This window comes from Tardiphaga sp. 37S4 (assembly GCF_021044645.1).
In the GTDB taxonomy this organism is placed as follows: domain Bacteria; phylum Pseudomonadota; class Alphaproteobacteria; order Rhizobiales; family Xanthobacteraceae; genus Tardiphaga; species Tardiphaga robiniae.
Window position 1 is genome coordinate 1,960,669 of the sequence record NZ_CP088008.1, and the last position, 25,430, is coordinate 1,986,098.

Genomic DNA, 25,430 nt, shown 5'->3' on the forward strand with positions numbered 1-25,430 from the left:
AGAAGGCCACAAGCGAAGACTGGATTGCTTCGTCGCAAGGGCTCCTCGCAATGACGGGGATAGGCCGGTGCAGGGCTGCCATGACAGCCTTTTCAGCCTTGCGACCCCGCCGTGAGTCGCGTAATTCCTCGCTATGACAGCCCCCAGCAAAAGCTCCGTTTCGCCCGCCGATCCGTCACCCCATGTGGCCTCGGCGCATGACAAGATTCTGATCGTCGATTTCGGCTCTCAGGTGACGCAGCTGATTGCGCGGCGCGTCCGCGAGGAGGGCGTCTATTCCGAAATCGTGCCGTTCAACAAGGCGGAGGCTGCCTTCGCCGAAATGAAGCCGAAGGCCGTGATCCTGTCCGGCGGCCCGGCCTCGGTGCTCGACGACAACGCGCCGTCGGCGCCGCTGTCGATCCTCACCGCTGGCGTGCCGGTGCTGGGCATCTGCTACGGCGAACAGACCATGGCGCAGCAGCTCGGCGGCACTGTCGAGGCTGGGCATCATCGCGAATTCGGCCGCGCCGCCATCGAGATCACCGATACCTGCGCGCTGTTCGACGGGGTGTGGGAAGTGGGTGGCAAATACGACGTCTGGATGAGCCATGGCGACCGCGTCACCAAGATGCCCGACGGCTTTCGCGCCGTCGCCAAGGCGCCGGGCTCGCCGATCTCGATCATCGCCGACGACACCAGAAAATTCTACGCGATGCAGTTTCATCCGGAAGTGGCGCATACGCCCGACGGCGCGAAGCTGATCCGCAACTTCGTGCGCAACATCGCCGGCTTCACCGGCGACTGGACCATGCGCGCCTTCCGCGAGGAAGCCATCGAGAAGATCCGCGCCCAGGTTGGCAAGGGCAAGGTGATCTGCGGTCTCTCCGGCGGCGTCGACTCCGCTGTGGCCGCTGTGCTGATCCATGAAGCGATCGGCGACCAGCTCACTTGCGTATTCGTCGATCACGGCATGCTGCGCAAGGACGAGGCCAAGACCGTCGTTGATCTGTTCCGGCACCACTACAACATCCCGCTGGTGCATGTGGATGCATCGAAGACGTTCCTCGGCGAGCTCGAAGGCGTCACCGATCCCGAAGTGAAGCGCAAGACCATCGGCCGTCTGTTCATCGACGTGTTCGATGCCGAGGCCAAGAAGATCGGCGGCGCGGATTTCCTCGCGCAGGGCACGCTGTATCCCGACGTGATCGAGAGCGTCTCCTTCACCGGCGGACCTTCAGTCACCATCAAGTCGCACCACAATGTCGGCGGCCTTCCGGCCCGCATGAACATGAAGCTGGTCGAGCCTTTGCGCGAACTGTTCAAGGACGAGGTCCGCGATCTCGGCCGCGAACTCGGCCTGCCGGACATCTTCGTCGGCCGCCATCCGTTCCCGGGCCCCGGCCTCGCGATCCGCTGCCCCGGCGAGATCACGCGCGAGAAGCTCGACATCCTCCGCGAGGCCGATGCCGTCTATATCGACCAGATCCGCAAGGCCGATCTCTACGACACCATCTGGCAGGCCTTCGCTGTACTCTTGCCGGTGAAGACCGTCGGCGTGATGGGCGACGGCCGCACCTATGAATACGTCGTCGGCCTGCGCGCCGTGACCTCCACCGACGGCATGACCGCCGACTTCTACGCCTTCGACATGAAATTCCTCGGCGAGACTGCAACGCGGATCATCAACGAGGTGAAGGGCGTCAACCGCGTGGTGTATGACATCACCAGCAAGCCGCCGGGGACGATTGAGTGGGAGTAGGGGCGCGTCGTCTGGCGTAGTTGGCGGAGGATTTAACAGGATTGCAGATTTGATCTTTGTGGCCTGATCCACATTGTCATTGATCGCTAGGTAAAAGGGCGTCGGACCATGGCACTTCCTTCTCCGCAGCCGTCGCCTCAGGTCCTCTTTTCAAGTGCCGGAAGAGCGTGGAGTGCGCTCGATGCCGTTCTTATCAATATCCCGCGTGGCTTGTTGCGAGCACCGGCTGGCGGATTGCATACGCTAGGCATGCATTTCGGTCCGCCCGTCAACGCAGATTGTTCCGTTGGTGGCAAGCGGATGCGGCGTGTGCAAAAGTCGGGCGACATCGATTTCATTCCGGCGGGAATGGATGGCTCCTGGGAGGACGATGCGGATTGCCAAATTCTCCGGCTGCGTCTTCACTCATCGCTTATGGAACAGGTCGCCGAGGACCTCGGGAGGGATGTTGCGAAAATCGAATTCGTCCCGCGTCTTCAACTCCGTGACGCCCGCATTGAGGCAATCGGCTGGGCCATAAAGGCGGATCTCGAGGCAGACACACCGTCTGATCCGCTTTACATCGATCATCTGGCGAGCGCGTTGGCGGTCCGGCTGTTAGAAACCGCCACTGACGGTCGTCCGCTCCCGGGAGCTGACGGTGCGTCAAGGATGTCTGCGCGTCATCTGAAACTGCTGACCGAGTTCATCGAGATGAATCTCGGTCAGCAACTTCATCTCGCCGATCTGGCGAAAGTTGCCGGGGTCAGCGTCACGCGTCTCAAGACGCTATTCCGTAACAGCACGGGGATGTCCGTGCATCAATATGTGATACGCCGCCGCACGGAATACGCACGCGCTTTGATCGCCACGACGACGATGCCTGCAAGTGAGATTGCTTTTGTCGCCGGTTTTTCCCATCAGAGTCATATGGCCTCGACGATGCGCCGCATTTTCGGCCAGACCCCTGGCGATATTACGCGGCCGGCACGCGAAATCGGCCCGAAATTGCTAAGATCTGTCTGAATCTGAGCGAAGCCAACTCTCGCATTCCTTAAGTCTTGCACATCGCAAGAGAGGAATTGAACATGTTTGCAATCGTTGGCGCCGCCGGAAACGTCGGCTATTCAACATCGATGGCCCTGCGCAAGGCTGGCGTGCCGGTCAGAGCGATTCTACGCGATGCGGCAAAGGCGGCGGCGCTCAAAGAGCTCGGGTGCGAGATCGCTCTGGCTGATCTGCAGGATGCCGAGGCCCTCGCCAAGGCGATCGCAGGTGCGGATGCCGTACAGATCATCGTCCCGGTAGCACTCAAGGTAAGGGATCCGGCTGAAGAGCTACGGCAATCGATCGACAGCATCGCCAGGGCGCTCGCACAGGCGTCCCCAAAACGGATGCTGGCCATTTCCGACTACGGCGCGCACGTCACCGATGACATCGGGATGCCCACTATTTTCAATGGACTGGAGGAGCGGCTGGGCCAACTCAATGTCCCCAGGACGGTCCTGCGATCAGCGGAACATATGCACAATTGGGCCCGTGTTATTCCCGTGGCCATGGCGTCCGGCAACTTGCCAACCTTCCACAACGTCGTCGACATGGTGTTCCCCACGATTGCAGCTGCAGACCTCGGCCTGATCGCCGCCGACCTGTTGTTGCGGCCCGGCGAGAAGGACCTGGATGTTGTCCACGCCGAAGGGCCACGCCGGTATAGTGCCAACGACGTGGCGACGGCGCTGACCGAGCTATCGGGGCGCACCATTCACGCACGGGTCGTGCCTCGCTCGCAATGGAAAGAGACCTTTGAGCGAAACATGCCCGGCAGCCTCGCCGAACTCCTGATCAAAGCCAACGAGGCTCACAACAGGGGCGGCCTGATCGACGTCGAGCCAAATGCCGGCGAGATTCGATATGGCACTACCGAATTGATCGACGCGCTGCAGCCGTTTCTGAGATAAAGCCGCGACGCGGACCACCAACGCGGTGAAGGGCGTCAACCGCGTTGTGTATGACATCACGAGCAAGCCGCCCGGGACGATCGAGTGGGAGTGAAGGGGGAGTACCGGGACGTCGTATCGGATCGCGGGGGACACTCGAGCGAATCCTAGCCCACCCCAACCTTCGCGACTTTGTGGCCTTCAAACATTCAGTCGCGCGCTGCTCGAAGACGTTCGCGCGCGCGACCGGTTCTCGGCGTCGATCACACGGCCGTCGATCGATCACTGCTCCTTCTTGAACAGATGCTGGAAGATGAGCGGGCCCCAGGTGCGACCGCGTGCGTGGACCAGCGCGCCACCTTCGTTGAGCTTTCCCAGCTTGACGGGTGCGAAGCCGAGTTGCTTGGCCAGGGCCGCCACGGGAGCGATCGCATCCTCGTCGTCACCAGACAGAAAGACGACCCGGTGGCCGCCCTCGACGATCGGATCGGTCGCCAGTGTGGCTGCAATCAGGTGATTGAAGCCTTTGACGAGCCTGGCGCCGGTGAACGACTTCGCAACGAAGGCGGAGGACGGCAGACCGTCCAGCTCTTCAGGGACTGGAAACGCGTTCATCGCGTCGATGACCGTCTTGCCTTTCCAGTTCGGCAGGGCCTTCGCAACCTCGCGATGCTCGCCGAACGGGACCGCCAGGATGATCGTGTCGGCCTCGAGTGCATCCCACAGCGACTTGGCGACCACCGTGGGTCCAATCGCCCGAGCCTGTGTCGCCAACGCCTCGGGCGGCCGGCGGCTCGCGACGGTCACCTCGATGTTCTTACGGGCGAAGGCGTGGGCGAGGGCCTGGCCTATCTTGCCGAATCCTATAATCGCGTAGCTCATGATGCTTCTCCGATTTTCAGATCGCCGAGAAGCCGCCGTCGACAGACAACTCCAGCCCATTCACGAAGCTTGAATCGTCTGACGCAAGAAACAGTGCGACCGCCGCAATTTCCTCAGGGCGACCCATCGTTCCCCGCGGGATCAGGGATTCGAACATCTGCTTCGCCTCCGGGGTGAGAACCTGGTCCTGCATCGGTGTGGCGATCGGTCCCGGGTGCAGCACGTTCACCCGGATATTCCTGCTCTTGAGTTCGTTGAGCCATCCGCGTGCAAATGCGTGCAGCGTCGCCTTGCTCGCCGCATACACGCTGTAACCGGGAAAACCTTTGAGCGAAGCAACTGACCCGGTCATGAAGATTGATCCGCCATCGTTGAACAGCGGCAACGCCTTCTGAACAGTAAAGAGCGTGCCGCGCGCGTTCAGGCCGAAGGTCGCATCGAAATGCTGCTCGGTAATTTCGCCCAGTGGGACGGCTTCGCCCGTGCCGGCGCTCGCGTACAGGACGTCGATCCTGCCCTTTTCCCGCTTGACCGTATCGAACAGGCGGTCGAGGTCGTCGAGATTGGCCGCGTCGCCGCGTGCGCCGGTCACATTCCGGCCGATCAGCTTGACGGCCTCATCGAGCGTCTCCTGCCTCCGGCCCGTGATGAACACATGGGCGCCTTCTTCGACGAACAGCTTGGCGCTCGCCAGCGCCATGCCGCTCGATCCACCCGTGATGACTGCAACCTTACCGTCTAGCTTTCCCATAACTTCTCCTGTCGTGGTGTCGGGACTGTCCCCGAGAACCTGGAGATGGGTCTGCCGGCGTCAGGCGTTGAGTGCGGAAGCGCGCACATCGGTGGTGCGAAATCGATCCGGCTGGACGACTAACGCTAGCCGCGGCGATCGGTGTCCGCCGGTCGGAATTGGACCGCGCTCGTCGCCATAGGCTATGACGACAGCCCGTATTGTTGCACCATGTTTGGATACGGGCTTGGAAGGCGCGCCGCACGGTGCGGGATTGCACCATGATCGACTGGGATGACGTTCGCTATTTTCTGGCCGTCGCGCGCGGAGGCTCGGTGCGGGCTGCCGCCGAACGCCTCGGCGTGAACCACGCAACCGTGCTGCGACGCATCGGACAGCTCGAGGCACGCCTTGGGGTGCAGATGTTTGAAAAGCTGCCTTCGGGCTATCGCCTGACGGCTGCGGGCGAGGAGGTCCTCGAATTCGCCGACCAGATGGAAGCGTCGTCGCATTTGCTGGAGACGCGCATCTTCGGTCGCGACCAGAGCGCGCGCGGGCTTTTACGGGTGACGCTTCCACCGTTCCTCGCGACACACCTGCTCATGCCGGATCTCGCCGATTTCGCGCGTATGCATCCGGACATCGAGATGGAAATCATGTCGACCGGCGAGGTGGCAAATCTGACCAACCGAGAGGCCGACGTGGCGATCCGCATTGTCGCCAACCGCAAGACTCTGCCGCTCAATCTTCACGGCCTGAAAGGACCGGAGCTGTTCAGCGGTGTCTACATGTCTCGCGATCGACTAGCCGCGTGGCGTGCGGGCACGCCTGATCCCATCCGGTGGATCGTCATAGACAATCATGGACTCCCCGCCTGGGCGCGCGAGGGAGAGGTTCACACCACGGGAGTTCCGTTCAGGACCCCGGACGCCGAGACGCAGATCGTTGCTGTACGGCAAGGGATCGGGATGACAAAACTGCCGTGCTTCGTCGGAGATGCTGACGCTCTATTGGTGAGGGTGCCGGGCACCGACCTGCCCATGCATGGGACGCTCTGGCTTCTCACGCAGGGGGAAACACGCAAGACGAAGCGCGTGCGGCTCTTTACTGAGTTCGTATCCGGAAGGCTCGCCGCCTACGCGCCGCTGCTCGCGGGGCTGTCCGTATCGCGCGACTGACGCGCGGCGGGTCGCCGACCACCAATTTGCTGACGGTGGCGGGTCAGGCCGACCTTTCGGACGTGTCTTCGGAGAGTTTTTTTGCGACAGGTCGGGTGAGAACCAGCATTTCAGCCCGGCAAGCATGCCTGCCGTCATGTTTTGACCGTTGAACGCCGAATTTAAAGGGCTATTTTTACTGCAATGCAGTATCTTGTCAGTCGGTCGCGATTGACGTACTCGAAGCCGAATTCGCCTTTAGACCGGTTTTAACAATAACGGTTGGTGGCGCTGCGTTTCCAGCGTCAACCACCTCATGACGTTGGGATGACGATGAGCCTCTATTCAGATTACCTCGCTGAAATCGAAAGCAGAAAAGCTCAAGGCCTCGCTCCCAAACCGATCGACGACGGCGCACTCACCGGCGAAATCATCGCCCTGATCAAGGACACCGGCAGCGAATACCGCGCCGACGCCCTGAAATTCTTCATCTACAACACCCTGCCGGGCACCACGAGCGCCGCAGGCGTCAAGGCCGCGTTCCTGAAGGAGATTATCCTCGGTGAGGCGATCGTCCCGGAAATCACGCCGACCTTCGCGCTGGAACTGCTGTCGCACATGAAGGGCGGCCCCTCGATCGGCGTGCTGCTCGACGTCACGCTCGGCAGTGATACCGGGCTTGCGAAGCAGGCTGGTGAAGTTCTGAAGACCCAGTTCTTCCTCTACGACGCCGACATGTTCCGGCTGCGCGATGCCTTCAAGGCGGGCAATGCCGTCGCCAAGGGCGTGCTCGAGAGCTATGCCAAGGCCGAGTTCTTCACCAAGCTTCCTGACGTCGCAGACGAGATCAAGGTCGTGACCTACGTCGCCGCCGAAGGCGATATCTCGACCGACCTGCTGTCGCCCGGCAACCAGGCGCATTCGCGCTCGGACCGTGAGCTGCACGGCCAGTGCATGATGACGCCGCAAGCGCAGCAGGAAATCGTGGCGCTGCAGAAGCAGCATCCCGACAAGCGCGTGATGATGATCGCCGAGAAGGGCACGATGGGCGTGGGCTCGTCGCGCATGTCGGGCGTGAACAACGTGGCGCTGTGGACCGGCAAGCCGGCCAGCCCCTATGTGCCCTTCGTCAACTTCGCCCCGGTCGTCGCCGGCACCAACGGCATCTCGCCGATCTTCGCGACGACGGTGGACGTCACCGGCGGCATCGGCGTCAATCTCAAGAACTGGGTCAAGAAACTCGACGCGGACGGCAAGCCGATCCTGAACAACGACGGCAACCCGGTCCTCGAACAGAAATTTGCGGTCGATACCGGCACCGTCCTGACGCTCGATGCCAAGGACAAGAAGCTGCGCGACGAAAACGGCAAGGAACTGGTCGACGTCGCTGCCGCCTTCACGCCGCAGAAGATGGAGTTCATGAAGGCCGGCAGCTCCTATGCCATCGTGTTCGGCAAGAAGCTCCAGACCTTTGCCGCCGAAACCCTGGGCGTCGAGCCGACCCCGGTTTTCGCTCCGAACAAGGAGATCTCGGTCGAAGGTCAGGGCCTGACCGCGGTCGAGAAGATCTTCAACCGCAACGCCGTGGGCGTGCTCGGCGGCAAGGTGCTGCATGCGGGCTCGGACGTGCGCGTCAAGGTCAACATCGTCGGCTCGCAGGACACCACCGGCCTGATGACCGCGCAGGAGCTGGAAGCGATGGCGGCCACCGTCATCTCGCCGATCGTCGACGGCGCCTATCAGTCGGGCTGCCACACGGCATCGGTGTGGGACAAGAAGGCGCAGGTCAACATTCCGAAGCTGATGAGCTTCATGAACAATTTCGGCGTGATCACCGCGCGCGATCCCAAGGGCAGCTATCATGCGATGACCGATGTCATCCACAAGGTGCTGAACGACATCACCGTGGATGACTGGGCCATCATCATCGGCGGCGACAGCCACACCCGCATGTCCAAGGGCGTCGCCTTCGGTGCCGACTCCGGCACAGTGGCGCTGGCGCTGGCGACCGGCGAGGCGACGATGCCGATCCCGCAATCGGTCAAGGTCACGTTCAAGGGCGCGATGCAGCCGCATATGGACTTCCGCGACGTGGTCCATGCGACCCAGGCGCAGATGCTCAAGCAATGCGGCGACAATGTTTTCCAGGGCCGGATCATCGAGGTCCATCTCGGCACGCTGCTCGCCGACCAGGCCTTCACCTTCACCGACTGGACGGCCGAGATGAAGGCTAAGGCGTCGATCTGCATTTCGCAGGACGACACGCTGATCGAGTCGCTGGAGATCGCCAAGTCGCGGATCCAGATCATGATCGACAAGGGCATGGACAATGCCGCGGGCACGCTGAAGGGCCTGATCGCCAAGGCCGATGCGCGCATCGCCGAGATCCGTTCGGGCGAGAAGCCCGCGCTGACGCCGGACGCCAATGCGAAATACTTCGCCGAAGTCGTCGTCGATCTTGATATCATCGACGAGCCGATGATCGCCGATCCCGACGTGAACAACGCCGATGTGTCCAGGCGCTACACCCACGACACGATCCGTCCGATTTCTTATTACGGCGGCACCAAGAAGGTCGACCTCGGCTTCGTGGGCTCGTGCATGGTGCACAAGGGCGACATGAAGATCGTCGCCCAGATGCTCAAGAACATCGAGAAGGCCGAAGGCAAGGTCGCGTTCAACGCGCCGCTGGTCGTCGCGGCTCCGACCTACAACATCATCGACGAGCTGAAGGCCGAAGGGGATTGGGAAATCCTGCAGAAGTATTCCGGCTTCGAATTCGACGATGTGAAGCCGAAGACCGCGAACCGCACCGCCTACGAGAACATCCTGTATCTCGAACGTCCGGGCTGCAACCTGTGCATGGGCAACCAGGAAAAGGCGGAGAAGGGCGATACCGTTCTGGCGACCTCAACCCGTCTGTTCCAGGGCCGCGTCGTGGAAGACACCGCCGAGAAGAAGGGTGAATCGCTGCTGGCCTCGACCCCGGTCGTGGTGCTGTCGGCGATCCTTGGTCGCACGCCGAGCGCCGAAGAATACAAGGCCGCCGTCGAAGGCATCGACCTGACCAAGTTCGCACCGCCGAAGATCGGCGCGATGGGGGCGTCCGTCCACTACTAAGGCGGGTAACGAGGGCTGTTCAAGATCGGCGTTGGCAGGTGAATGCCTGCCGCGCTGTGGGGGTGGTACGCGAGCGGGGCATCAATCGCGTGGTGTATGACATTACGAGCAAGCCGCCCGGGACGATCGAGTGGGAGTGATGGTGAGCGCCGTCGTCTGATTGTAGTCGATCGGACTGTCGGCGCTTCAAGCTCAGAGCCAGGAGTGAACAATATGGCCACCTTTATCCTCATCCCCGGGGGCTGGCAGGGTGGCTGGATCTACCAACAGGTCGCCGAGATTCTCACAGCGCACGGTCACAAAGCCGTACCGATGACTCTTGCAGGGCTGGGCGATGCTCCTGCCCCAACGGCTAATCTTGATACTCACATTGGTGAAGTCGTCGCTACCGCAGGGGCGCAACACGATGACCTGGTCATTGTTGGCCAGTCCTACGGTGGAATGATCGTGAGTGGCGCCGCTGATACTGAGCCATCGCAAATCCGGGCGCTAGTCTATGTGGACGCCTATGTACCTGATACAGGCGATTCCGTATGGTCACTGACGACGCCTCGCTTTCGTGATCTCTTTGTCGCGGGGGTTGAGGCTGATGGCCTCACTTGCACGCCGCCTCCCAATCTCGATCCGCGATGCCGGCCGCAACCAATCGGGACGTTTCTCCAATCGATCAAGCTCCGCGGACGTTGGCATGACGTGCCGCGCAAGACCTTCGTCGGTGCATTTGGATGGGAAGGAAGCCCATTTCATGATCTGCACAAACGCTTGAGTGACGATCCGGAGTGGTCGACCTTTGCCTTTGATTGCGGGCACAATATCGCGCGGCACAAGCCCGAGGCGCTGGCCGATATATTGCTGGCTCACGTCTGATCAGCAAGTGGCGCAGAATAGCGAAGCATATTCCGCCGCATTGCAGATGGGTGGCGCAATACGCTTCGCTGTTGCGCCCTACGTCTCACGCCAGCAATTTCGTCGGTACACCCAGCACCGGCCCGGCGTCGGCCAAGCGCTGATCCAGCGTCTGCACCGTAGCGCCATGCTCCGCGGCGAGGGCAAGATGCAGCGCCTCGCCGGTGCGGAGTCCGAGTGTGTGTTGATCGACGAACTTTGCGGCCGTTCTGAAGTGTCTGCCAGTCGCCGGCAACACCGTAAAACTCTCGACGACCAGTCTGCTGAACATGGCCAGCGCAGCCGCGCGCTGTTCCGGATGGATCTGCAAGGTTCGCAGCTTCATTGCCAAGGTTGAGGACATCTCGGTGATGGTCCAGTCGCTGATCAGAAGCTGCGCGGGATCCTGTTCGGCAAGCCAATCCTGGACGTATGACGTCATCGCCGCGTTCGAAAGCGCGGCGACGATCAGCGACGTGTCCAGATAGAGCATCAGGAGCGGTCGCTGTCCCGCATCGATCGCACCAGATCGGCGGCGGCCTGTGTCTGCAACGGCATGCTCGCTGTCAGGGACTGGAGCTGGGCCGCGTCAATTGGCTTGCGCGGCCTGGCCACGGCCGTGAGCCGCGCGACCGGCTTTCCGCGCCGGGTGATGTCGATCGAATCTCCCGCCTCGACCCGATCGACAAGTTCGCTCAAATGGGTCTTTGCATCTGCCAGCTTGATCGCGTTCATATGCCGCTCCTGACCATCTACATGGTCATATAGCTCTGGAGAGTTCCAGTGACCCCAGAGCGGACTTTTGTTAGCCGGTCGGTGGCTTGCCGGTGAAGACCGCCAGTTGATCGGCGAAGGCGCGCTTGTAGGCGGGCCGCGCTTCGCCGCGGGCGATGTAGGCGCAGAGGTTCGGATAGTCCTCCAGTAGTCCCGACCCGTTCAATCTGCGCAGCACCGTCACCATCAGCAGGTCGCCGGCGCTGAACCCGCCGTCGAGCCAGTCGGCGTCGCCAAGGCGGATGGACAGGTCTGCCAGTCGGGCGCGAACGCGATCGTCGAGGATTGGCAGGCGCGTCGCGTACCAGGTCTTGTCGCGCTCTGTGAGTGTTGCGGCTCCGCGTTCTACGATCGGCGGCTCCACGGTGCTGAGCGCGGCGAACATCCAGGCGATCGCGCGCGCCCTGGCATTCGCATCGTCTGGCAGCAGGCCCGGATGGCGCTCCGCGATATGGAAGATGATCGCCCCCGACTCGAACAGCATGAGGTCGCCGTCTTCGTAGGTCGGGATCTGTCCGAAGGGATGAAGCCTGCGATGTGCGGGTTCTTTCATCTCAGCGAACGACAGCAGGCGAACGTCGTAAGGCTGGCCCACCTCTTCGAGCGCCCAGCGAACGCTCATGTCACGCGCCAATCCTCTTCCGCGATCGGGAGACCGTTCAAAGGCGCTAATCGTGGGCATTGTTTCTCTCCACCTGGGTGTTTCGCATCCCTAGGACGAACGAGCAGCACCTCTCCCGACAACCGATTTCGATTTTTGGCCGCGGAATTTCGCGGGCCGAACCTGTCATCGGACCCCGCCGGACCACGGATATTCTGCGAAACCGAGAGCATTGACCATTGAGCGAGCTGCTAACTTAGAGATGAAATTACGGAGCGTCACACGCTCGATTCAGAATGATCAAAGATGAGGTGGCTGTTCGAGTGAAGGACGGTCGCCTGCAGCGGTCGCCAGACGACATGCGACTGATCAATGCACCCCCGCTCAAACGCGGGATGTGCGTCATTCTCCGCGATGTTACGACTGGCTCACCATCCTCCCGGAGCCCCTTCATGTCTGACGCGCCTGCACTGAGCCAAGCCCCCACCGCCGCCGAGACCGATCCGAACACGCTCGGCTTCATGCAAGGCTTTCCGCCGGCGCAGGACAAGACCATCCAATTTCACGACGGCTCGTTCCGCAACTTTCCCGAGCTGCGTTGGGCTTGGAGCAATGTCCGCCAGCTGGTGCCGACGGTGAATGTCTGGCGCGGCGCAGGCGGCGCTTCGGTGCTGCCGCGCGCGGAGCGCGATATCGGCGGAATCGCGTCGACCACCATGGATAGCCGGCCGATGACGTTTGCCCGCATGTTTGACGAGACCTATGCCGACGGCATTGCCGTGCTGCACAAGGGCAAACTCATTTACGAGCGCTATGCCGGCGCGCTGAAGCCGCACAAGCCGCATATTGCGATGTCGGTGACTAAGTCGTTTACCGGCACGCTGGCCGGCATTCTGGTGGCCGAAGGCAAGATCGATCCGCAGGCACCGGTCACCAACTATGTGCCGGAGTTGAAGGCTACGGCCTTTGGCGATGCGCGCGTGCATGAAGTCATGGATATGACCACGGGGCTGAAATATACCGAGGTCTATACCGATAAGAATTCCGATGTGTGGGGGCTGCGGCGCGCCAATGGCATGGCGCCGATCCCTCCGGATTACGAAGGCGCGAGCGACATCTTCGCCTTTCTCTGCACGCAGACGAAGCAGGGGGAGCACGGCAAGGCCTTCGCCTACAAGACCGTCAACACCGACGTACTGGCCTGGATCATCCGCCGTGCCAGCGGCATGACGCTGTCCGATCTGTTGTCGGAACGCATCTGGGCGCCGATGGGGGCGGAGGAGGACGCGCATTATCACGTCGACCGCATCGGCACCGAGAGCGGTGGCGGCGGGCTGTCGACGACGCTGCGCGATCTCGCGCGCTTCGGCGAGGTGATGCGCAATCACGGGCGCTTCAATGGCCGCCAGATCGTGCCTAGCGCAGTGGTCGAGGACATCGAACGCGGCGCCGATCCCGCCAAGTTCAAGCCGGCCGGCTACACCACGCTGCCTGGCGCGTCCTACCGCAACCAGTGGTGGGTGACCCATAATGAACACGGCGCCTATATGGCGCGCGGCGTCTACGGGCAGGGGCTCTATATCGATCCGAAGGCCGAGATGGTGATCGCGCGCTATGCCTCGCATCCGGTCGCCGGTAATGCCGCCAACGATCCGGTGACGCTCCCGGCCTATATGGCGCTGGCGAAGGAACTGATGGCGGGCTGACCATCAGGGTTCGTGGAACCCGAGGGAACCCGGTCGGGAACCTTGGGGCAGGTTGGGCGTATGCTTGGCGGCCGACATCTTCCGTCGGCGCCAGGCGGACCCCTCCAGAATGATAAAACCCTTGTCCATCGCTCCGTGGTTGCGCTGCTCGTGTGCGGCGCTGTTGATGTCATGCACCGTCGTCGCAACGGCGCCTCTGTATGCACAGGAGCGGACGTCTGGCGCGCGGGCTGCCCGCAGCAATCCGGCTGTCGCCACTGACGGTGCGACGCTGATTCATGGCAATTACTGCGGTGCCGGCAACCGGCCGGGCAAACCGCCCATCGATGCCCTCGATCTCGCCTGCATGAATCACGATGCCTGCACACCGGCGAGCGGCATTCCTAACTGCGACTGCAACGCCAGGCTTCGCGACGAAGCGGCCGCCGTGGCAGGGGACCCCCGACAAGCGCCGGAGCTCCAGAGTCTGGCGGCATTGACCTCAGCGGCCGCGGCCGTGATGCTCTGCAAGCCGATGATCGATGCCTCGGTGCCGCCGGTGGTTGCTCCTGTCCCTGTGGCTCGGGACGCTCCTGCAGCAGGCGCGCCAGTGGCAATCACGCCGGCTCCCGTTGCTGGAGCACCTGTGTCGATTGTCCCTGATAGTGTCGCGCCCGTGGCTGCCGCTCCCGTAACGGACGTATCTGAAACCCCGCTGCCTGTCGCGCCAGTCAATGACGCTTCCGCGCCTGCCGTACCCGTGCCCAGGTCGACCACGCTGCCCTGAGCAGACCGTGCCCTGATCGGCTCTTGCGCGCTGCGATCTTTCCGGGGCAATCATGAGTGCGAGTCCAGGTGCGCCGACAGCGCAGCCCATGGCAGAGGGAAGCGCGCATGAAATTACTTGTCGCACGAGTCATGACGCTCGCATTCCTGCTGGGGCCTCTGGCGCTCGGCTCCGCTGCGAATGCCGCCGATCCCATCCGTATTGGCGCGGTCCTGCCGTTTTCCGGCGGTGTCGAACTTTATGGCCAGCAAGCAAAACTCGGGCTCGATCTCGCTGCCAGGGAGATCAACACGGCGGGTGGCATTCTCGGCAGGCCGCTCGAGGTCATCTATGTCGATGACAAGACCCGGCCGGCCTCCGCCGAGAGCGCGATGCGGTCTGTGATCGACAGTGGCGTCGTGGCGGTTGTCGGCCCTGTCACCTCGGCCAACTTCAATGCGATCAGGCCGCTTGCCGAGAGCACGAAGACGCCGCTGCTCTACGCCACCAATTTCGAAGGCGGCACATGCAGCCGCTACATCTTCTCGTTCAGCACGGTGCCGAACCAGGATCTCGGCCAGTTGCTGCCCTATGTGAACGAGGCTGTCGGCAACACCTACTTCCTGCTCGGCGCCGATCGCGTCTGGCCGCACCAGATGTTCGATATCGCCAGGCCGCTGATCGAGAAGCTCGGCGGCAAAATCGTCGGCACGCAATACACGCAGGGGACCGAGACGGACTTCACGCCGCTGATCAAGCAGGTGGCGGCGGCCAAACCAAAGGTGCTGCTGTTCGCGCTGAAGGGTGACGGCATCGATTTCATCCGGCAGGCCGATGATCAGGGCTTGTTCAAGGAGACCACGGTTGCATTTCTGGGATTGTCCGAGATCGATCTCGGCATCTTCAAGGGCAAGGGCCAGAACATGATCACCGTCGTGCCGTCGCTGGCGACCAGCGATGCGCCGGAGATGAAGGCGTTCGTCGCCAGGGTGCGGGTCTCAGCCGGCGATGACGTGCTGGTGTCGAACTATGTCATGAGCCACTACAACACGCTGATCGCGCTGAAGGCTGCGATCGAGAAAGTGGGCCGTGTCGACAAGGAGGCCATCGTCGATGCGCTGGCCGGGCTCACCATCCCGTCGCCGACTGGAACGGTCACCATCGATGCGAACCACTATGCGACCATGAGCATGTTCATCGCCAAGACACAGGGCCGTGAATTGGTCACCGTCCGTGCGCTCGGAAGAATTCCGCCGCAGCCGGGTTGCACATTGGCTGGTCGCTTATCGCAACTGGCGAGCAGACGGCTGGTGTAAGTCGCGCGAGATTGCTTAACTCGGCATCGACACAATTCTGGATGAGCGAAGAGGACAATGAATGGCACGTGTGCGCTGTATCACCGAGATGGGCATGGGCGTCGACGTCCACGGTCGCGATGCCACCAAGGCTGCCAAGCGCGCGGTGTCGGATGCGATCCGCCATTCCAGCGTTGGCTTCTTCCGGATGGTCGGCAAGACGCCGCATGACATGTTTGTCGATGTGACCGTCGCGGTGCCGAATCCGGACGACGTCGACACGGCGGCGGTCGCGAAGGAATTGCCTTACGGCACTGTGACCGTGACCGCAGTCAAAGGCGGCCTCGACATTCCGGCCGAGAGCGGCGGCGACGGCATTCTCATTGCCAATGCGGCGGTGCTGGTGAGCCTCGACGACGGCAAGTAGATCGGCCGCCTCGGACGACGCCCGCCCATTCCACGATCCCGAAAACTCCCTTCCATCCAATTTGCGCTTGACGAACCCATAACTCATTGGTTATTGATCTAATCGATAACTGACGAGTTATAGATGCGATGCCGAACACCTTCGATGTGCTCTTCAAGACGCTCGCCGATCCGACCCGGCGCGCGATCTTCGAGCGACTTTGTCGTGAGGGGGAGCAGACTGTCGCGGCACTGACCGCGCAAGCCGGCGTCTCGCAGCCGGCGGTCTCCAAGCATCTCGGCGTGCTGAAGCAGGCGGGACTGGTGCTCGATCGCCAGAGCGGCCGTCAGACACATTATCGATCGCAACCGGCGGCCTTGGCGCCGCTGCTCGACTGGACCAGCCAGATGGCCGGCTTCTGGGAGAGCCGGTTCGACGATCTCGAACAACTGCTGAAGAGGATGGACAATTGACCAATACTGCAGCCGAAACACGTTCCGTCGTCGTCGAGCGGGAATTTGGCCACGCGCCGGAAAAGCTCTGGCGCGCGCTGACCCAGCCGCATCTGATCGCCGAGTGGCTGATGAAAAACGATTTCCAGCCCGTCCTCGGGCATCGTTTTGATCTGAGCGCAAACTGGGGCGTGGTCGCTTGCCGGGTCACGGAAGTCGAGCCGAACCAAAAGCTCGCTTACACGTGGGAGGCCCTGGGTCTCGAGAGTGTCGTGACCTGGACCCTCACACCTTCAAGCAACGGGACACTGCTGCGGATGGAGCAGATCGGCTTCCGGCCGGATCAGGAGCAGGCCTATCAGGGCGCCAAGTTCGGATGGCCGCGATTCCTAGCGTCGATGGAGCAGCTTCTGGCGCGATTGGACTGAATTCGGCCGACACAGAACTCACGCAACTTCCGCATTGCACTGAGGGTTACTCAACATGAGCCTATGGATCAGATACGCACACCGCTGGCTGTCGCTGGCCTTTACCGTGACGGTCATCGCCAATTTCGCTGTCCGCGGATTTGGCGAGCCACCAGCCTGGGTGACCTTCTCGCCGTTGCCACCGCTGTTTCTGTTGATGTTCAGCGGTCTCTATATGTTCGTGCTGCCCTATACCGCAAAGTGGCGTAGAGCAACGCAGGGCAGTGGACGGATGAACGCGTGAACTGGAATGCGCATGGATATTTTTGATCGTCTCAAATCAGCTTCGGCCGATGACTGGTCCAGCTATGTCGATCATAGTTTCGTCCGACAGCTCGGGGCCGGCACGCTGCCAGAACCCGCGTTCCGCGCCTATCTGGTGCAAGACTATCTGTTCTTGATCCAGTTCGCGCGCGCCTATGCGCTGGCGACGTACAAGAGCCGCTCGCTTGACGACATGAAAGCGGCCCAAGGCGGACTTGCGGCCATTCTCGGCGAGATGGAGCTTCACATAAAACTGTGCGGCCGCTGGGGACTGTCGCCCGCCGACATCGAGGCCGCGCCCGAGCTTCAGGCAACGGTGGCCTATACGCGCTTCGTGCTGGACTGCGGCGCCGCCGGCGATCTGCTCGATCTGCATGTGGCGCTGGCACCGTGCGTGATCGGTTATGCCGAGATCGGCAAGAAGCTCGCGCCGGGTGGTGCCGACGCGCTCGGCGATCATCCTTATCGCGAATGGATCGGCGAATATGCCGGCGACGCCTATCAGGATATCGCGATGAAAGCACGCCGCCATCTCGACGATCTCGCCGCGCGTGCGATGACCGAGCGGCGCTTTACGGAGCTCGCCAAATTGTTTGGCCAGGCGTCGCGGCTGGAAGCTGATTTCTGGCAGATGGGGCTGGACGCGCGCTAACGCAGCGCGCAGCGGTCAGGACAGAGCATGGCACCCGTCAAAGTCGATCCCGCGAATGTGCGCGAGTTCAAGAGCGCCGACGCCTTCTATAAATGGCTCGGCAAGAACCACGACAAGGCCGACGAGGTCTGGATCAAGATTCACAAGCTAAAATCCGGCCTCGCATCGATCACGCCGAAGGAGGCGATCGATGTCGTACTGTGCTGGGGCTGGATCGACGGCATCCGCAAGGGACTGGACGAGACGAGCTTCCTGCAGCGCTATTCGCCGCGCGGCAAAAAAAGCGTGTGGAGCAAGATCAACGTCGACAATATTGCGCGCCTCGTCGACGAAGAGCGCATGACCGGGCACGGCCTTGTCCATGTTGAGGCGGCCAAGGCCGATGGTCGCTGGGATCGCGCCTATCGCGTCAAGGCGTCGGAGCTTCCTGCTGACCTGCAGGCGGCGATCGACGCCGAGCCAAAAGCGAAAGCGATGTTGGCAAAACTCAGCGCGCAGAACCGCTTCGCTTTGGCGTTCCGGGTGAACAACCTGAAGACCGAGGCCGGCCGCAAGAAGCGGATCGCGGCGTTCGTCGAGATGTTGAAGAAGGGCGAGACGATCCATCCGCAGGGGAAGAAGTAAGCCGCGACGGGAGGCGGCTCATGCGATCGATCACTTCCGCTTCGGTCGCTTGATCGCGCGTAGCTTGCCGCTGCCGCCACCGCCGCAGAAGAAGCAGTCCGCGCCATCGGATTCCAGGCCCGACACGCCGGTGCCTTCCGGCAGTTGAAGCCGCTCCAGCGCTTCGCCCGTCTGCGGATCGATACGGCGCACGTCGCTCTCGTCGTTTTCCCAGGTGCCGTGCCAGAGTTCGCCGTCGACCCAGGTCACGCCGGTGACGAAGCGGTTGCTCTCGATGGTGCGCAGGATCTTTCCGGTGTCGGGATCGATCTGGTGGATTTTGCGCTCGCGATATTGCCCGACCCAGAGCGTGCCTTCGGCCCAGGCCATGCCGGAGTCGGCACCGCCGCCGGGCGCAGGGATGGTATTCAGCACGCGGCCGGTCGCCGGATCGATCTTCTGGATACGGTCCTCGGCGATCTGGAACAGATGCTTGCCGTCGAATGCCGTGCCGGCATGAGCGGCGACGTCGATGGCGCGCACCGTCTTGCCGCTTGCGGGATCGAGTGCGTGGAGTTTGTCGCCGGATGCGAACCAGACCTGCGTGCCGTCATAGGTGACGCCGTGCACGCCGTCGACACCCTCGAAGGGGCCATATTCGCGGATGATTTCGGCTGCTGAGTTGGTCATGTAACTCTCCCTGATGATGTGACGATGACCCTAGTGATCCGGCAGCGGCGGCGGGAGTAACAACATCGTCGCGAGTCCCGGCAGGGACGGCGACATCCAGCGGCGCGCCCGTCCGCGGCCGAATGGTTGTACCTTATTAGTGGCGGCAAGTTCGTCGAGTGCCCGCTGAACGCTGCGCTGGCTGGTGCCGAGCGCCAACGCCAATGCAGAGCTCGACCAGGCTTCTCCATCGGCAAGAAGTGCGAGCACTGCGGCGTGTTCTTCCTCGACGGGCCGCGCCAGCACGACGACGTTGCGGGCCCGGCGCAGTACCAGCGTAAAACCGGGCTTGGTCGCGTGCACCTCGGCCAGCGGCGCAAGCAGTTTGCGCAGCCGTCCCATCTCGACACGGAGCCGCGCGCGATGGGAGTCATCGGCATGTCTGGCGCGGAATGCGCGCGCCAGCAGCGTTTCGCGCGAAACATCCGCAGGCCATGCTTCGCCGAGTGCGCGGGCGAGGGCGAACAGGACGGGCCGGGTGGCCAGCGACAGCTCTGTCTTCTGACAGCGGATGACATGCCGGCACGCATCGATGACGATGGCTTTCGAATTCTGCAGCGCCTCGACATCGTCGAGCAGCAACACGCGTTCGCCGCCGCGTGCGATCAGACGCGCAGCGGGAGCATCGAGAAGTCGGGACGCAGTGTCCACTTCGGCCGTTAGCGCCGGAATGCGGGCAAGCCTGGCGGCACGCTGCGCGTCGGCAATCGCGGCGCGTGACTTTTTCGCCTGCAGGCGGCGCATCGCGATGCCGGCGACGACCAGCGCGTGAGCGGTACGCAAGGCGGGCGGCAGAGGCGCGGGATCGAGCGCGCCGAGCTTTCGCTCAGCTTCGTCGAGACGTCCGATCAGCAGAAGGCGCCTGACGTCGAGATAGCCGCCATAGGCCGCATTCACGTGGTCGCCATGGGCATCGAGCGTCAGCCGCGCGGCGTCGAGCGCCTTGGTGGGCCAGTTCAGATCGCGCGAGACGAGGGCGATCTCGGCCTCGGCGACGATGCACCGCGCACGCGCCACGGGTTCCTTCGCACCGAAGGCACGCGCGGCTCGTTTCACGAGATCCTTCGCGCGTGCGAAATCGCCGAGCTGAGCCATTGCGATGCCGCGCAGCGCAAGTGCCGGCGCGTCATCACGCAAGGCAACACGCTTCAACGCACCCAGCGGATCACCCGCCGCGAGCGCGTGACCTGCGGCGGTGATCAGGGAGTCCATTCAAATCCCGCCACACTTGTCACTCCCACCCGTCCATTGCCGGATCCTAATCTACCTCACGACGATCAACCGGCAAGTCGTGTCGGGAACGCATGACGATGGACGAAAGTGGAGAGAAGACCATGACGGCACCGATGAAAACACCACCGATTGTGTCACCGCAGGCATGGGAGGCAGCGCGAACGGACATGCTCGTGAAGGAGAAGGCTGTGATGCGCGCGCGCGACGCGCTCGCTGCCGAGCGCCGGCGGATGCCGTGGATGGAAGTGAATAAGGCCTATGCGTTCGAGGGGCCGGGCGGCACAGCCAGCCTGCTTGATTTGTTCGACGGTCGCCGGCAGTTGATCGTCTACCGCGCCTTCTTCGAGCCTGGTGTGTTCGGTTGGCCCGATTACGCCTGCCGCGGCTGTTCGCTGGGCGCCGATCAGGTCGCGCACCTCGCGCATCTGAATGCCCGTGATACCACGCTCGTATACGCCTCGCGGGCACCGCAGGCGGACATCGCACGCCTGAAGGCGCGGATGGATTGGGAGATGCCGTGGGTCACGATCACAGACAGTTTCGACGCCGACTTCGGTATCGACGAGTGGCACGGCCACAACGTATTCTTCCGCGACGGCGACCGCGTGTTCCGTACCTATTTCATCAACAGCCGCGGCGACGAGGCAATGGGGACCACCTGGAGCTATCTCGACGCGACGCCGCTCGGCCGCCAGGAGGTCTGGGAGGATTCGCCCGAAGGCTACCCTCAGACTCCGACCTACAAATGGTGGAATTGGCACGACAACTATGTCGCCGGCGCCGCACCCGACAAGAAATGGGTCGAAGTCTCGGCCGCCGGCGAGGCGACATTCCGGAAGACCGATGAGTAGCGTCCTCAACGATGTCATGGATCGTGCGAAGGCCTATCGCGGGAAAATGGGTAGTCTTGCGCCGGCTGCCGACTGGCTATGCCTTGCGGCCGCACCGGCCTTCGCATTGATGGCGCTGCTGACGGGTGTGCTCGATGGCAGTTCGCCGGACCTGCTCTGTTCAACGTCGCGCTCATCACCGTGGAGTGGAATGGCGGTGATGTATGCCCTGATGAGTTTGTTCCATACCGTGCCTTGGCTCAGGCTGATATCCGGCCGATACCGCCAATCGCAGTGGCGGACGTGACGGTTGTCGCGCGCTTCAGGCGCGCGACAACTTCTCGAACCGCTTGATCAGCCGCTCGCGCTTGAGGCGCGACAGGCGCTGGATCCAGAACATGCCGTTGAGCTGGTCGATCTCGTGCTGGTGGCAAACCGCACGCAGGCCGTCGGACTCTTCTGTCTGCGTATTGCCGTCGAGATCCTGATAGCTGATCCGTACGCGGGCGTGGCGCTGGATGTCGTCAGTCACGCCAGGCATCGAAACACTGCCTTCCTGATGCATGATCAGTTCGGGCGAGGCCCATGCGATCTCCGGATTGACGTAGGTGTGGGCGCCATTGACGGGATCGAGATCGAGCACGACCACGCGCAGCAGCACGCCGATATGCGGCGCGGTGATGCCGATGCCGGGAGCGGCATGCATGGTGTCGCGCAGATCGTCAGCGAGCGCGCGCAGCGCATCGTCAAACACGGTGACATCAGCGGCCGGCTGCGTGAGGCGCAGGTCGGGATAGCGGACGATAGGGCGGATACTCATTCCGGCAGCCCCGCGGCCTTCAGCGCATCCGCATAGGTCTTCGCCATGGATTCGACGGGGACCGGGATGCGCGCAAAGAAGGCGGAGACCGTCAGCTCCGGCTCGATGGTCAGCAGTTCCTCGACCACCTGCGCGGCGCGTTCGTGCGCACCGGTTTTCACGAGCGCCACGGCGAGCGCGCGGAGTGCGACGGCGAAACGCCGGTTCTGCAGCAGCGCCTTATCGGCCCAGTTGATCGCTTCGGGATAGTTCTCGTCGATGATCGCGGCGATGGCCAGCGCACCGGAGACGAACCAGCCGTGCGGATCCAGCGGGTTCAAACGTCGTGCGCGGTCGAGCAGAGCGCGGCCGGCCTGCTGCTGTCCGCGCATGGTCTCGATCCATCCGGCCAGTGCGAGTGCAGTGGCGGAGTTTGGATTGATCGCGAGGGAGCGGCTGAACAGCTCAATGGCCGCGTCCTTGGCGGTCTGCGTCTCTGCCAGATTCCAGATCGCGAAAGCCGCCATCCAGAGAATCTGCGGATCGTTCGGCATCCGCTCGATGGCGCGATGCGCCAGCGCCAGGCCTTCGCTGCGATGGGCGTCGTCTGGGCTGATCCAGCCCTGGAAATGTCGCTGCGCATGGCAATAGGCCGCTGCTGCCATCGCGGGCGCGTAAGTCGGATCGAGCGCCAGCGCCTGATGCAGGCAATCCAGCGCCGCGGTCATGCTTTCGGGCGTGAAATCGTGTTGGTAGCCGGAGGCGCGCAGCAGCAGGTCATAGGCATCGGGCTTGTTCGGACGGCTGTGCTTGCGGCGTTCGATTTCGGCGATGCGCAGCGTGGGCTCGATGGCGGCGACGGCTTGTTCGGTGATGCGGTCCTGCAGGTCGAACACGTCGCTGCGGTCGCCATCGAACTTGTCGGCCCATAGATGCGCACCGGAACGGGCGTCGATCAATTGCGCGATGATGCGGAGCCGCTCGCCGGCACGGCGGACGCTGCCTTCGAGCACGTAATTGACGCCGAGCGTGCGGCCGACGTCTCGGATATCAACCGGCTTGTTCTTGTAAGTGAAGGACGAATTGCGCGCGATCACGAACAGCCCGCTGCAGCGCGACAGCGCCGTGATGATCTCTTCGGCAATGCCGTCGCCGAAATAATCCTGCTCGGGGTCCGCGCTCATATTGTTGAAGGGCAGCACCGCGATCGATAGCCCTTCGGGGTCGGCGGCTTCGGGCAGGAGTTCCGTTGCAGCCGCCGTCGTCACGAGCGGAGAGGGGCTGTCGGTCCGTTCGATGACCTCGCCGACGAAGCGAAACCCCTTCCGCGGCAAAGTGCGGATCAGCCGCTGCTGCTCGCCATTGTCGCCGATGGCCGTGCGGGCCGCGTTGACCCGGCTGCTGAGCGTCGCCTCGGATACGATGCGGCCATGCCAGACTTCGGCCAGCAGATCGTCACGGCTGACGACCTTCTCCCGCGCGCGGATCAGGAATTCCAGCACATCGAACACCTGCGGCTCCACCGCCACCGTGTCCGTGCCCCGCCGTAGCTCCCGCCGGTCAGTGTCGAGGACGAATTCGTCGAACCGGAACAGCAAGATAGGGGGTCCAATACCTGTTGTCGCGCCAAGGCTTTGTGCGCAGGAGCGTCCCCTAGCACACCCCGTCTCAACGATAAATCATGGCCTTCTCAAGAGAAAATCGGAGAAATCTTCAAGCGAGGATGCCGGTACCGCGGCATGGTCCGCGCATCGACGGCCTCAACCGTCATTGCCCGGAGGACCTGCACCATGACGAATGACAAGCGCGACACCAGTCACTTCAACCGCCGCAGCCTGCTGGGCGCGGCGCTCATGGGCATCGCCGCGGCTCAGTTCGGCGGCATCGGCTCCGCCGCGGCGCAGGCCGCCAAGGTCGGCAAACAGCTCCCGGCCATCAAGCGCGGCACGCATACGTCGTTCAAGCCGCTGAAGCAGATCAATGCCGGCGACCTCAGCGTCGCCTATGCCGAGGACGGCCCGGCCAACGGCCCCGTTGTGCTGCTGCTGCACGGCTGGCCCTATGACATCTACAGCTATGTGGATGTCGCGCCGCTGCTGGCCTCGGCCGGCTACCGCGTCATCATCCCGTATCTGCGCGGCTATGGCGGCACGCGCTTCCTCTCCGACACGACGGTGCGCAATGGCCAGCCAGCAGCGCTGGCCACCGACATCGTCGCATTCATGGACGCACTGAGGATCGAGAAGGCGGTGGTCGGCGGCTACGACTGGGGTGGCCGCACGGCCGACATTCTGGCTGCGATCTGGCCCGAGCGCGTCAAGGCGCTGGTCGCCGTCAGCGGCTATCTGATCGGCAGCCAGGAGGGCAACCGCATGCCGCTGCCGCCGAAGGCTGAACTGGAATGGTGGTACCAGTTCTACTTCACCACGGAGCGCGGTCGGCTGGGCTACGACAAGTACCGGCACGACTTCGCCAAGCTGATCTGGAAGCTGGCCTCGCCGAAGTGGAATTTCGACGACGCCACCTATGACCGCTCGGCCAAGGCGTTCGAGAATCCCGATCACGTCGCCATTACCATCCACAACTATCGCTGGCGGCTCGAACTCGCCCAGGGCGAGGCGAAGTATGACGAGCTGGAGAAGCGGCTGGCGCAGGGGCCGGTGATTGCGGTGCCGACCATCACCATGGAAGGCGACGCCAATGGCGCGCCGCATCCCGATCCCAAGGCCTATGCGAAGAAGTTCACCGGCAAGTACGAGCATCGCACGGTGAATGGCGGGATCGGTCACAACCTGCCGCAGGAAGCACCGCGTGAATTCGCCCAGGCCATCATCGACGCCGACGCGATGGCACGCTGAGGGAGATCCGCAATGCGCTGGATCCTCGCAGCAAGCCTCGCCGCAGGGGTGGTGTCGTCCGCTGTGGCGGCGGCCTTCGCTGCCAACACGGCCAACCCGGAAAACCTGTCGCCGATCTACGGCGTCGGGCTTCCCGATGGCTACCGCAAATGGGAGCTGATCGCGCCGGCGCAGGAGGCCGAGCCTCTGAATGAGTTGCGCGCCGTGGTCGGCAATGACATTGCCATCAAGGCCTATCGGGATGGCAAGCTGCCGTTCCCCGATGGCACGGTGCTGGTGAAGCTCGCCTGGAAGCACACCCAGTCGCCTGAATTCGAATCCGCCTCGATCCCCGGTGCCGCGACCACGGTTCAGGTGATGGTGAAGGATTCGAAGAAGTATGCCGCGTCAGGCGGCTGGGGCTTCGGCCGCTTCACTAACGGCAAGCCGGTGGATCAGGCCCAGCACGAAACCTGCTTTGCGTGTCACGAGGCACGCGTGAAGGAGCGGGATTACGTGTTCACGAAGTGGGCGCCGTGACTTTCAATGCGTGATTGCCATAGTCGGTGCTAAGTTTCGATTCACTAGATCATCCGGCGCGCTCGA

The 25,430-nt window shown here is 62.7% G+C and carries 28 protein-coding genes and 2 pseudogenes; 21 read left to right on the forward strand and 9 right to left on the reverse strand.

Annotation, left to right across the window (positions count from 1 at the left end; genetic code table 11):
• The first annotated feature begins 133 nt into the window (after nt 1-133).
• The 4 genes and pseudogenes from guaA to LPB73_RS09545 all read left to right on the forward strand — a co-directional run.
• Nucleotides 134-1,741 (forward strand): glutamine-hydrolyzing GMP synthase, encoded by a 1,608-nt coding sequence (gene guaA, locus LPB73_RS09530; protein ID WP_231080413.1) that lies wholly within the window; start codon nt 134-136, stop codon nt 1,739-1,741.
• 108 nt (nt 1,742-1,849) lie between these two features.
• Nucleotides 1,850-2,746, forward strand: coding sequence for a helix-turn-helix transcriptional regulator (locus tag LPB73_RS09535; protein ID WP_231080414.1), 897 nt, complete (start codon nt 1,850-1,852; stop codon nt 2,744-2,746).
• A 62-nt stretch (nt 2,747-2,808) separates the two neighbouring features.
• Nucleotides 2,809-3,678, forward strand: coding sequence for an NAD(P)H-binding protein (locus LPB73_RS09540; RefSeq protein ID WP_231080415.1), 870 nt, complete (start codon nt 2,809-2,811; stop codon nt 3,676-3,678).
• Nucleotides 3,677-3,772: pseudogene (locus tag LPB73_RS09545) on the forward strand (hypothetical protein); the annotation flags it as partial. The gene LPB73_RS09540 and the pseudogene LPB73_RS09545, both read left to right, overlap by 2 nt.
• Nucleotides 3,773-3,939: 167 nt before the next feature.
• Here the strand turns inward: LPB73_RS09545 and LPB73_RS09550 are convergent.
• Both LPB73_RS09550 and LPB73_RS09555 read right to left on the reverse strand, forming a co-directional pair.
• Nucleotides 3,940-4,539: an NADPH-dependent F420 reductase gene (locus LPB73_RS09550; RefSeq protein ID WP_231080416.1), complete on the reverse strand. Its 600-nt coding sequence runs from the start codon at nt 4,537-4,539 to the stop codon at nt 3,940-3,942.
• Nucleotides 4,540-4,555: 16 nt separating this feature from the next.
• Entirely contained in the window at nt 4,556-5,290 is a 735-nt protein-coding gene (locus tag LPB73_RS09555; RefSeq protein ID WP_231080417.1) for an SDR family NAD(P)-dependent oxidoreductase, read from the reverse strand.
• A gap of 260 nt (nt 5,291-5,550) precedes the next feature.
• Here LPB73_RS09555 and LPB73_RS09560 point away from each other — a divergent pair, with 260 nt between their 5' ends.
• The 4 genes and pseudogenes from LPB73_RS09560 to LPB73_RS09575 all read left to right on the forward strand — a co-directional run bounded on the left by LPB73_RS09560 (nt 5,551) and on the right by LPB73_RS09575 (nt 10,413).
• A complete protein-coding gene (locus LPB73_RS09560; protein WP_231080418.1) occupies nt 5,551-6,447 on the forward strand; it encodes a LysR family transcriptional regulator in 897 nt (298 codons plus the stop codon).
• A 312-nt stretch (nt 6,448-6,759) separates the two neighbouring features.
• A complete protein-coding gene (locus tag LPB73_RS09565) occupies nt 6,760-9,546 on the forward strand; it encodes a bifunctional aconitate hydratase 2/2-methylisocitrate dehydratase (RefSeq protein WP_231080419.1) in 2,787 nt (928 codons plus the stop codon).
• Between the two features lie 71 nt (nt 9,547-9,617).
• Nucleotides 9,618-9,686 (forward strand): annotated as a pseudogene (locus LPB73_RS09570) (GMP synthase); the annotation flags it as partial.
• A gap of 73 nt (nt 9,687-9,759) precedes the next feature.
• A complete protein-coding gene (locus LPB73_RS09575; RefSeq protein WP_231080420.1) occupies nt 9,760-10,413 on the forward strand; it encodes an alpha/beta fold hydrolase in 654 nt (217 codons plus the stop codon).
• Between the two features lie 85 nt (nt 10,414-10,498).
• Here LPB73_RS09575 and LPB73_RS09580 read toward each other — a convergent pair whose 3' ends face one another.
• From LPB73_RS09580 to LPB73_RS09590, 3 genes are all read right to left on the reverse strand, one after another.
• On the reverse strand, nt 10,499-10,924 hold the full coding sequence (locus LPB73_RS09580; protein ID WP_231080421.1) for a type II toxin-antitoxin system VapC family toxin: 426 nt from the start codon (nt 10,922-10,924) through the stop codon (nt 10,499-10,501).
• Entirely contained in the window at nt 10,924-11,166 is a 243-nt protein-coding gene (locus LPB73_RS09585) for a type II toxin-antitoxin system Phd/YefM family antitoxin (RefSeq protein WP_231080422.1), read from the reverse strand. The genes LPB73_RS09580 and LPB73_RS09585 overlap by 1 nt, the downstream gene beginning before the upstream one ends.
• Before the next feature lie 70 nt (nt 11,167-11,236).
• Nucleotides 11,237-11,887 (reverse strand): glutathione S-transferase family protein, encoded by a 651-nt coding sequence (locus tag LPB73_RS09590; RefSeq protein ID WP_231080423.1) that lies wholly within the window; start codon nt 11,885-11,887, stop codon nt 11,237-11,239.
• 371 nt (nt 11,888-12,258) lie between these two features.
• Between LPB73_RS09590 and LPB73_RS09595 the strand changes: the two genes are divergently transcribed.
• The 9 genes from LPB73_RS09595 to LPB73_RS09635 all read left to right on the forward strand — a co-directional run bounded on the left by LPB73_RS09595 (nt 12,259) and on the right by LPB73_RS09635 (nt 18,417).
• Nucleotides 12,259-13,512 (forward strand): serine hydrolase domain-containing protein, encoded by a 1,254-nt coding sequence (locus tag LPB73_RS09595; RefSeq protein WP_231080424.1) that lies wholly within the window; start codon nt 12,259-12,261, stop codon nt 13,510-13,512.
• 166 nt (nt 13,513-13,678) lie between these two features.
• Entirely contained in the window at nt 13,679-14,278 is a 600-nt protein-coding gene (locus tag LPB73_RS09600; protein ID WP_231080425.1) for a hypothetical protein, read from the forward strand.
• A 107-nt stretch (nt 14,279-14,385) separates the two neighbouring features.
• Nucleotides 14,386-15,573, forward strand: a complete 1,188-nt coding sequence (locus tag LPB73_RS09605; protein WP_231080426.1) for a substrate-binding protein — start codon at nt 14,386-14,388, stop codon at nt 15,571-15,573.
• A gap of 61 nt (nt 15,574-15,634) precedes the next feature.
• Complete coding sequence (locus LPB73_RS09610) at nt 15,635-15,979, forward strand: Lin0512 family protein (RefSeq protein WP_116664620.1); 345 nt, start codon at nt 15,635-15,637, stop codon at nt 15,977-15,979.
• Between the two features lie 128 nt (nt 15,980-16,107).
• Complete coding sequence (locus tag LPB73_RS09615; protein WP_093761570.1) at nt 16,108-16,431, forward strand: ArsR/SmtB family transcription factor; 324 nt, start codon at nt 16,108-16,110, stop codon at nt 16,429-16,431.
• Nucleotides 16,428-16,838, forward strand: coding sequence for an SRPBCC family protein (locus LPB73_RS09620; protein ID WP_175366199.1), 411 nt, complete (start codon nt 16,428-16,430; stop codon nt 16,836-16,838). The genes LPB73_RS09615 and LPB73_RS09620 overlap by 4 nt, the downstream gene beginning before the upstream one ends.
• 55 nt (nt 16,839-16,893) lie before the next feature.
• A complete protein-coding gene (locus LPB73_RS09625; RefSeq protein ID WP_175366198.1) occupies nt 16,894-17,121 on the forward strand; it encodes a hypothetical protein in 228 nt (75 codons plus the stop codon).
• A gap of 12 nt (nt 17,122-17,133) precedes the next feature.
• Nucleotides 17,134-17,793: a TenA family protein gene (locus LPB73_RS09630; RefSeq protein WP_175366197.1), complete on the forward strand. Its 660-nt coding sequence runs from the start codon at nt 17,134-17,136 to the stop codon at nt 17,791-17,793.
• Between the two features lie 27 nt (nt 17,794-17,820).
• Nucleotides 17,821-18,417: a YdeI/OmpD-associated family protein gene (locus LPB73_RS09635; protein WP_231080427.1), complete on the forward strand. Its 597-nt coding sequence runs from the start codon at nt 17,821-17,823 to the stop codon at nt 18,415-18,417.
• Nucleotides 18,418-18,447: 30 nt separating this feature from the next.
• Here the strand turns inward: LPB73_RS09635 and LPB73_RS09640 are convergent, their stop codons facing one another.
• On the reverse strand, nt 18,448-19,086 hold the full coding sequence (locus tag LPB73_RS09640) for a DUF5074 domain-containing protein (protein WP_231080428.1): 639 nt from the start codon (nt 19,084-19,086) through the stop codon (nt 18,448-18,450).
• Between the two features lie 30 nt (nt 19,087-19,116).
• Nucleotides 19,117-20,337 (reverse strand): helix-turn-helix domain-containing protein, encoded by a 1,221-nt coding sequence (locus tag LPB73_RS09645; RefSeq protein ID WP_231080429.1) that lies wholly within the window; start codon nt 20,335-20,337, stop codon nt 19,117-19,119.
• Nucleotides 20,338-20,459: 122 nt separating this feature from the next.
• Here LPB73_RS09645 and LPB73_RS09650 point away from each other — a divergent pair, with 122 nt between their 5' ends.
• The gene (locus LPB73_RS09650; protein WP_231080430.1) at nt 20,460-21,209 is read left to right on the forward strand and encodes a DUF899 domain-containing protein; all 750 of its coding nucleotides are present in this window, start codon (nt 20,460-20,462) and stop codon (nt 21,207-21,209) included.
• Nucleotides 21,202-21,495, forward strand: coding sequence for a hypothetical protein (locus tag LPB73_RS09655; protein ID WP_414716880.1), 294 nt, complete (start codon nt 21,202-21,204; stop codon nt 21,493-21,495). Before LPB73_RS09650 ends, LPB73_RS09655 begins: the two co-directional genes overlap by 8 nt.
• Nucleotides 21,496-21,510: 15 nt before the next feature.
• Here the strand turns inward: LPB73_RS09655 and LPB73_RS09660 are convergent, their stop codons facing one another.
• Nucleotides 21,511-22,008: a peptide deformylase gene (locus LPB73_RS09660; protein ID WP_231080431.1), complete on the reverse strand. Its 498-nt coding sequence runs from the start codon at nt 22,006-22,008 to the stop codon at nt 21,511-21,513.
• Nucleotides 22,005-23,585 carry a winged helix-turn-helix domain-containing tetratricopeptide repeat protein gene (locus LPB73_RS09665; RefSeq protein ID WP_231080432.1) on the reverse strand — a complete coding sequence of 527 codons (1,581 nt, stop codon included), beginning with the start codon at nt 23,583-23,585 and terminating at the stop codon, nt 22,005-22,007. The genes LPB73_RS09660 and LPB73_RS09665 overlap by 4 nt, the downstream gene beginning before the upstream one ends.
• A 255-nt stretch (nt 23,586-23,840) precedes the next feature.
• Here LPB73_RS09665 and LPB73_RS09670 point away from each other — a divergent pair, with 255 nt between their 5' ends.
• Nucleotides 23,841-24,845: an alpha/beta fold hydrolase gene (locus tag LPB73_RS09670; RefSeq protein WP_231081116.1), complete on the forward strand. Its 1,005-nt coding sequence runs from the start codon at nt 23,841-23,843 to the stop codon at nt 24,843-24,845.
• Between the two features lie 12 nt (nt 24,846-24,857).
• Complete coding sequence (locus LPB73_RS09675; RefSeq protein ID WP_231080433.1) at nt 24,858-25,364, forward strand: cytochrome P460 family protein; 507 nt, start codon at nt 24,858-24,860, stop codon at nt 25,362-25,364.
• Nucleotides 25,365-25,430: the final 66 nt, after the last annotated feature.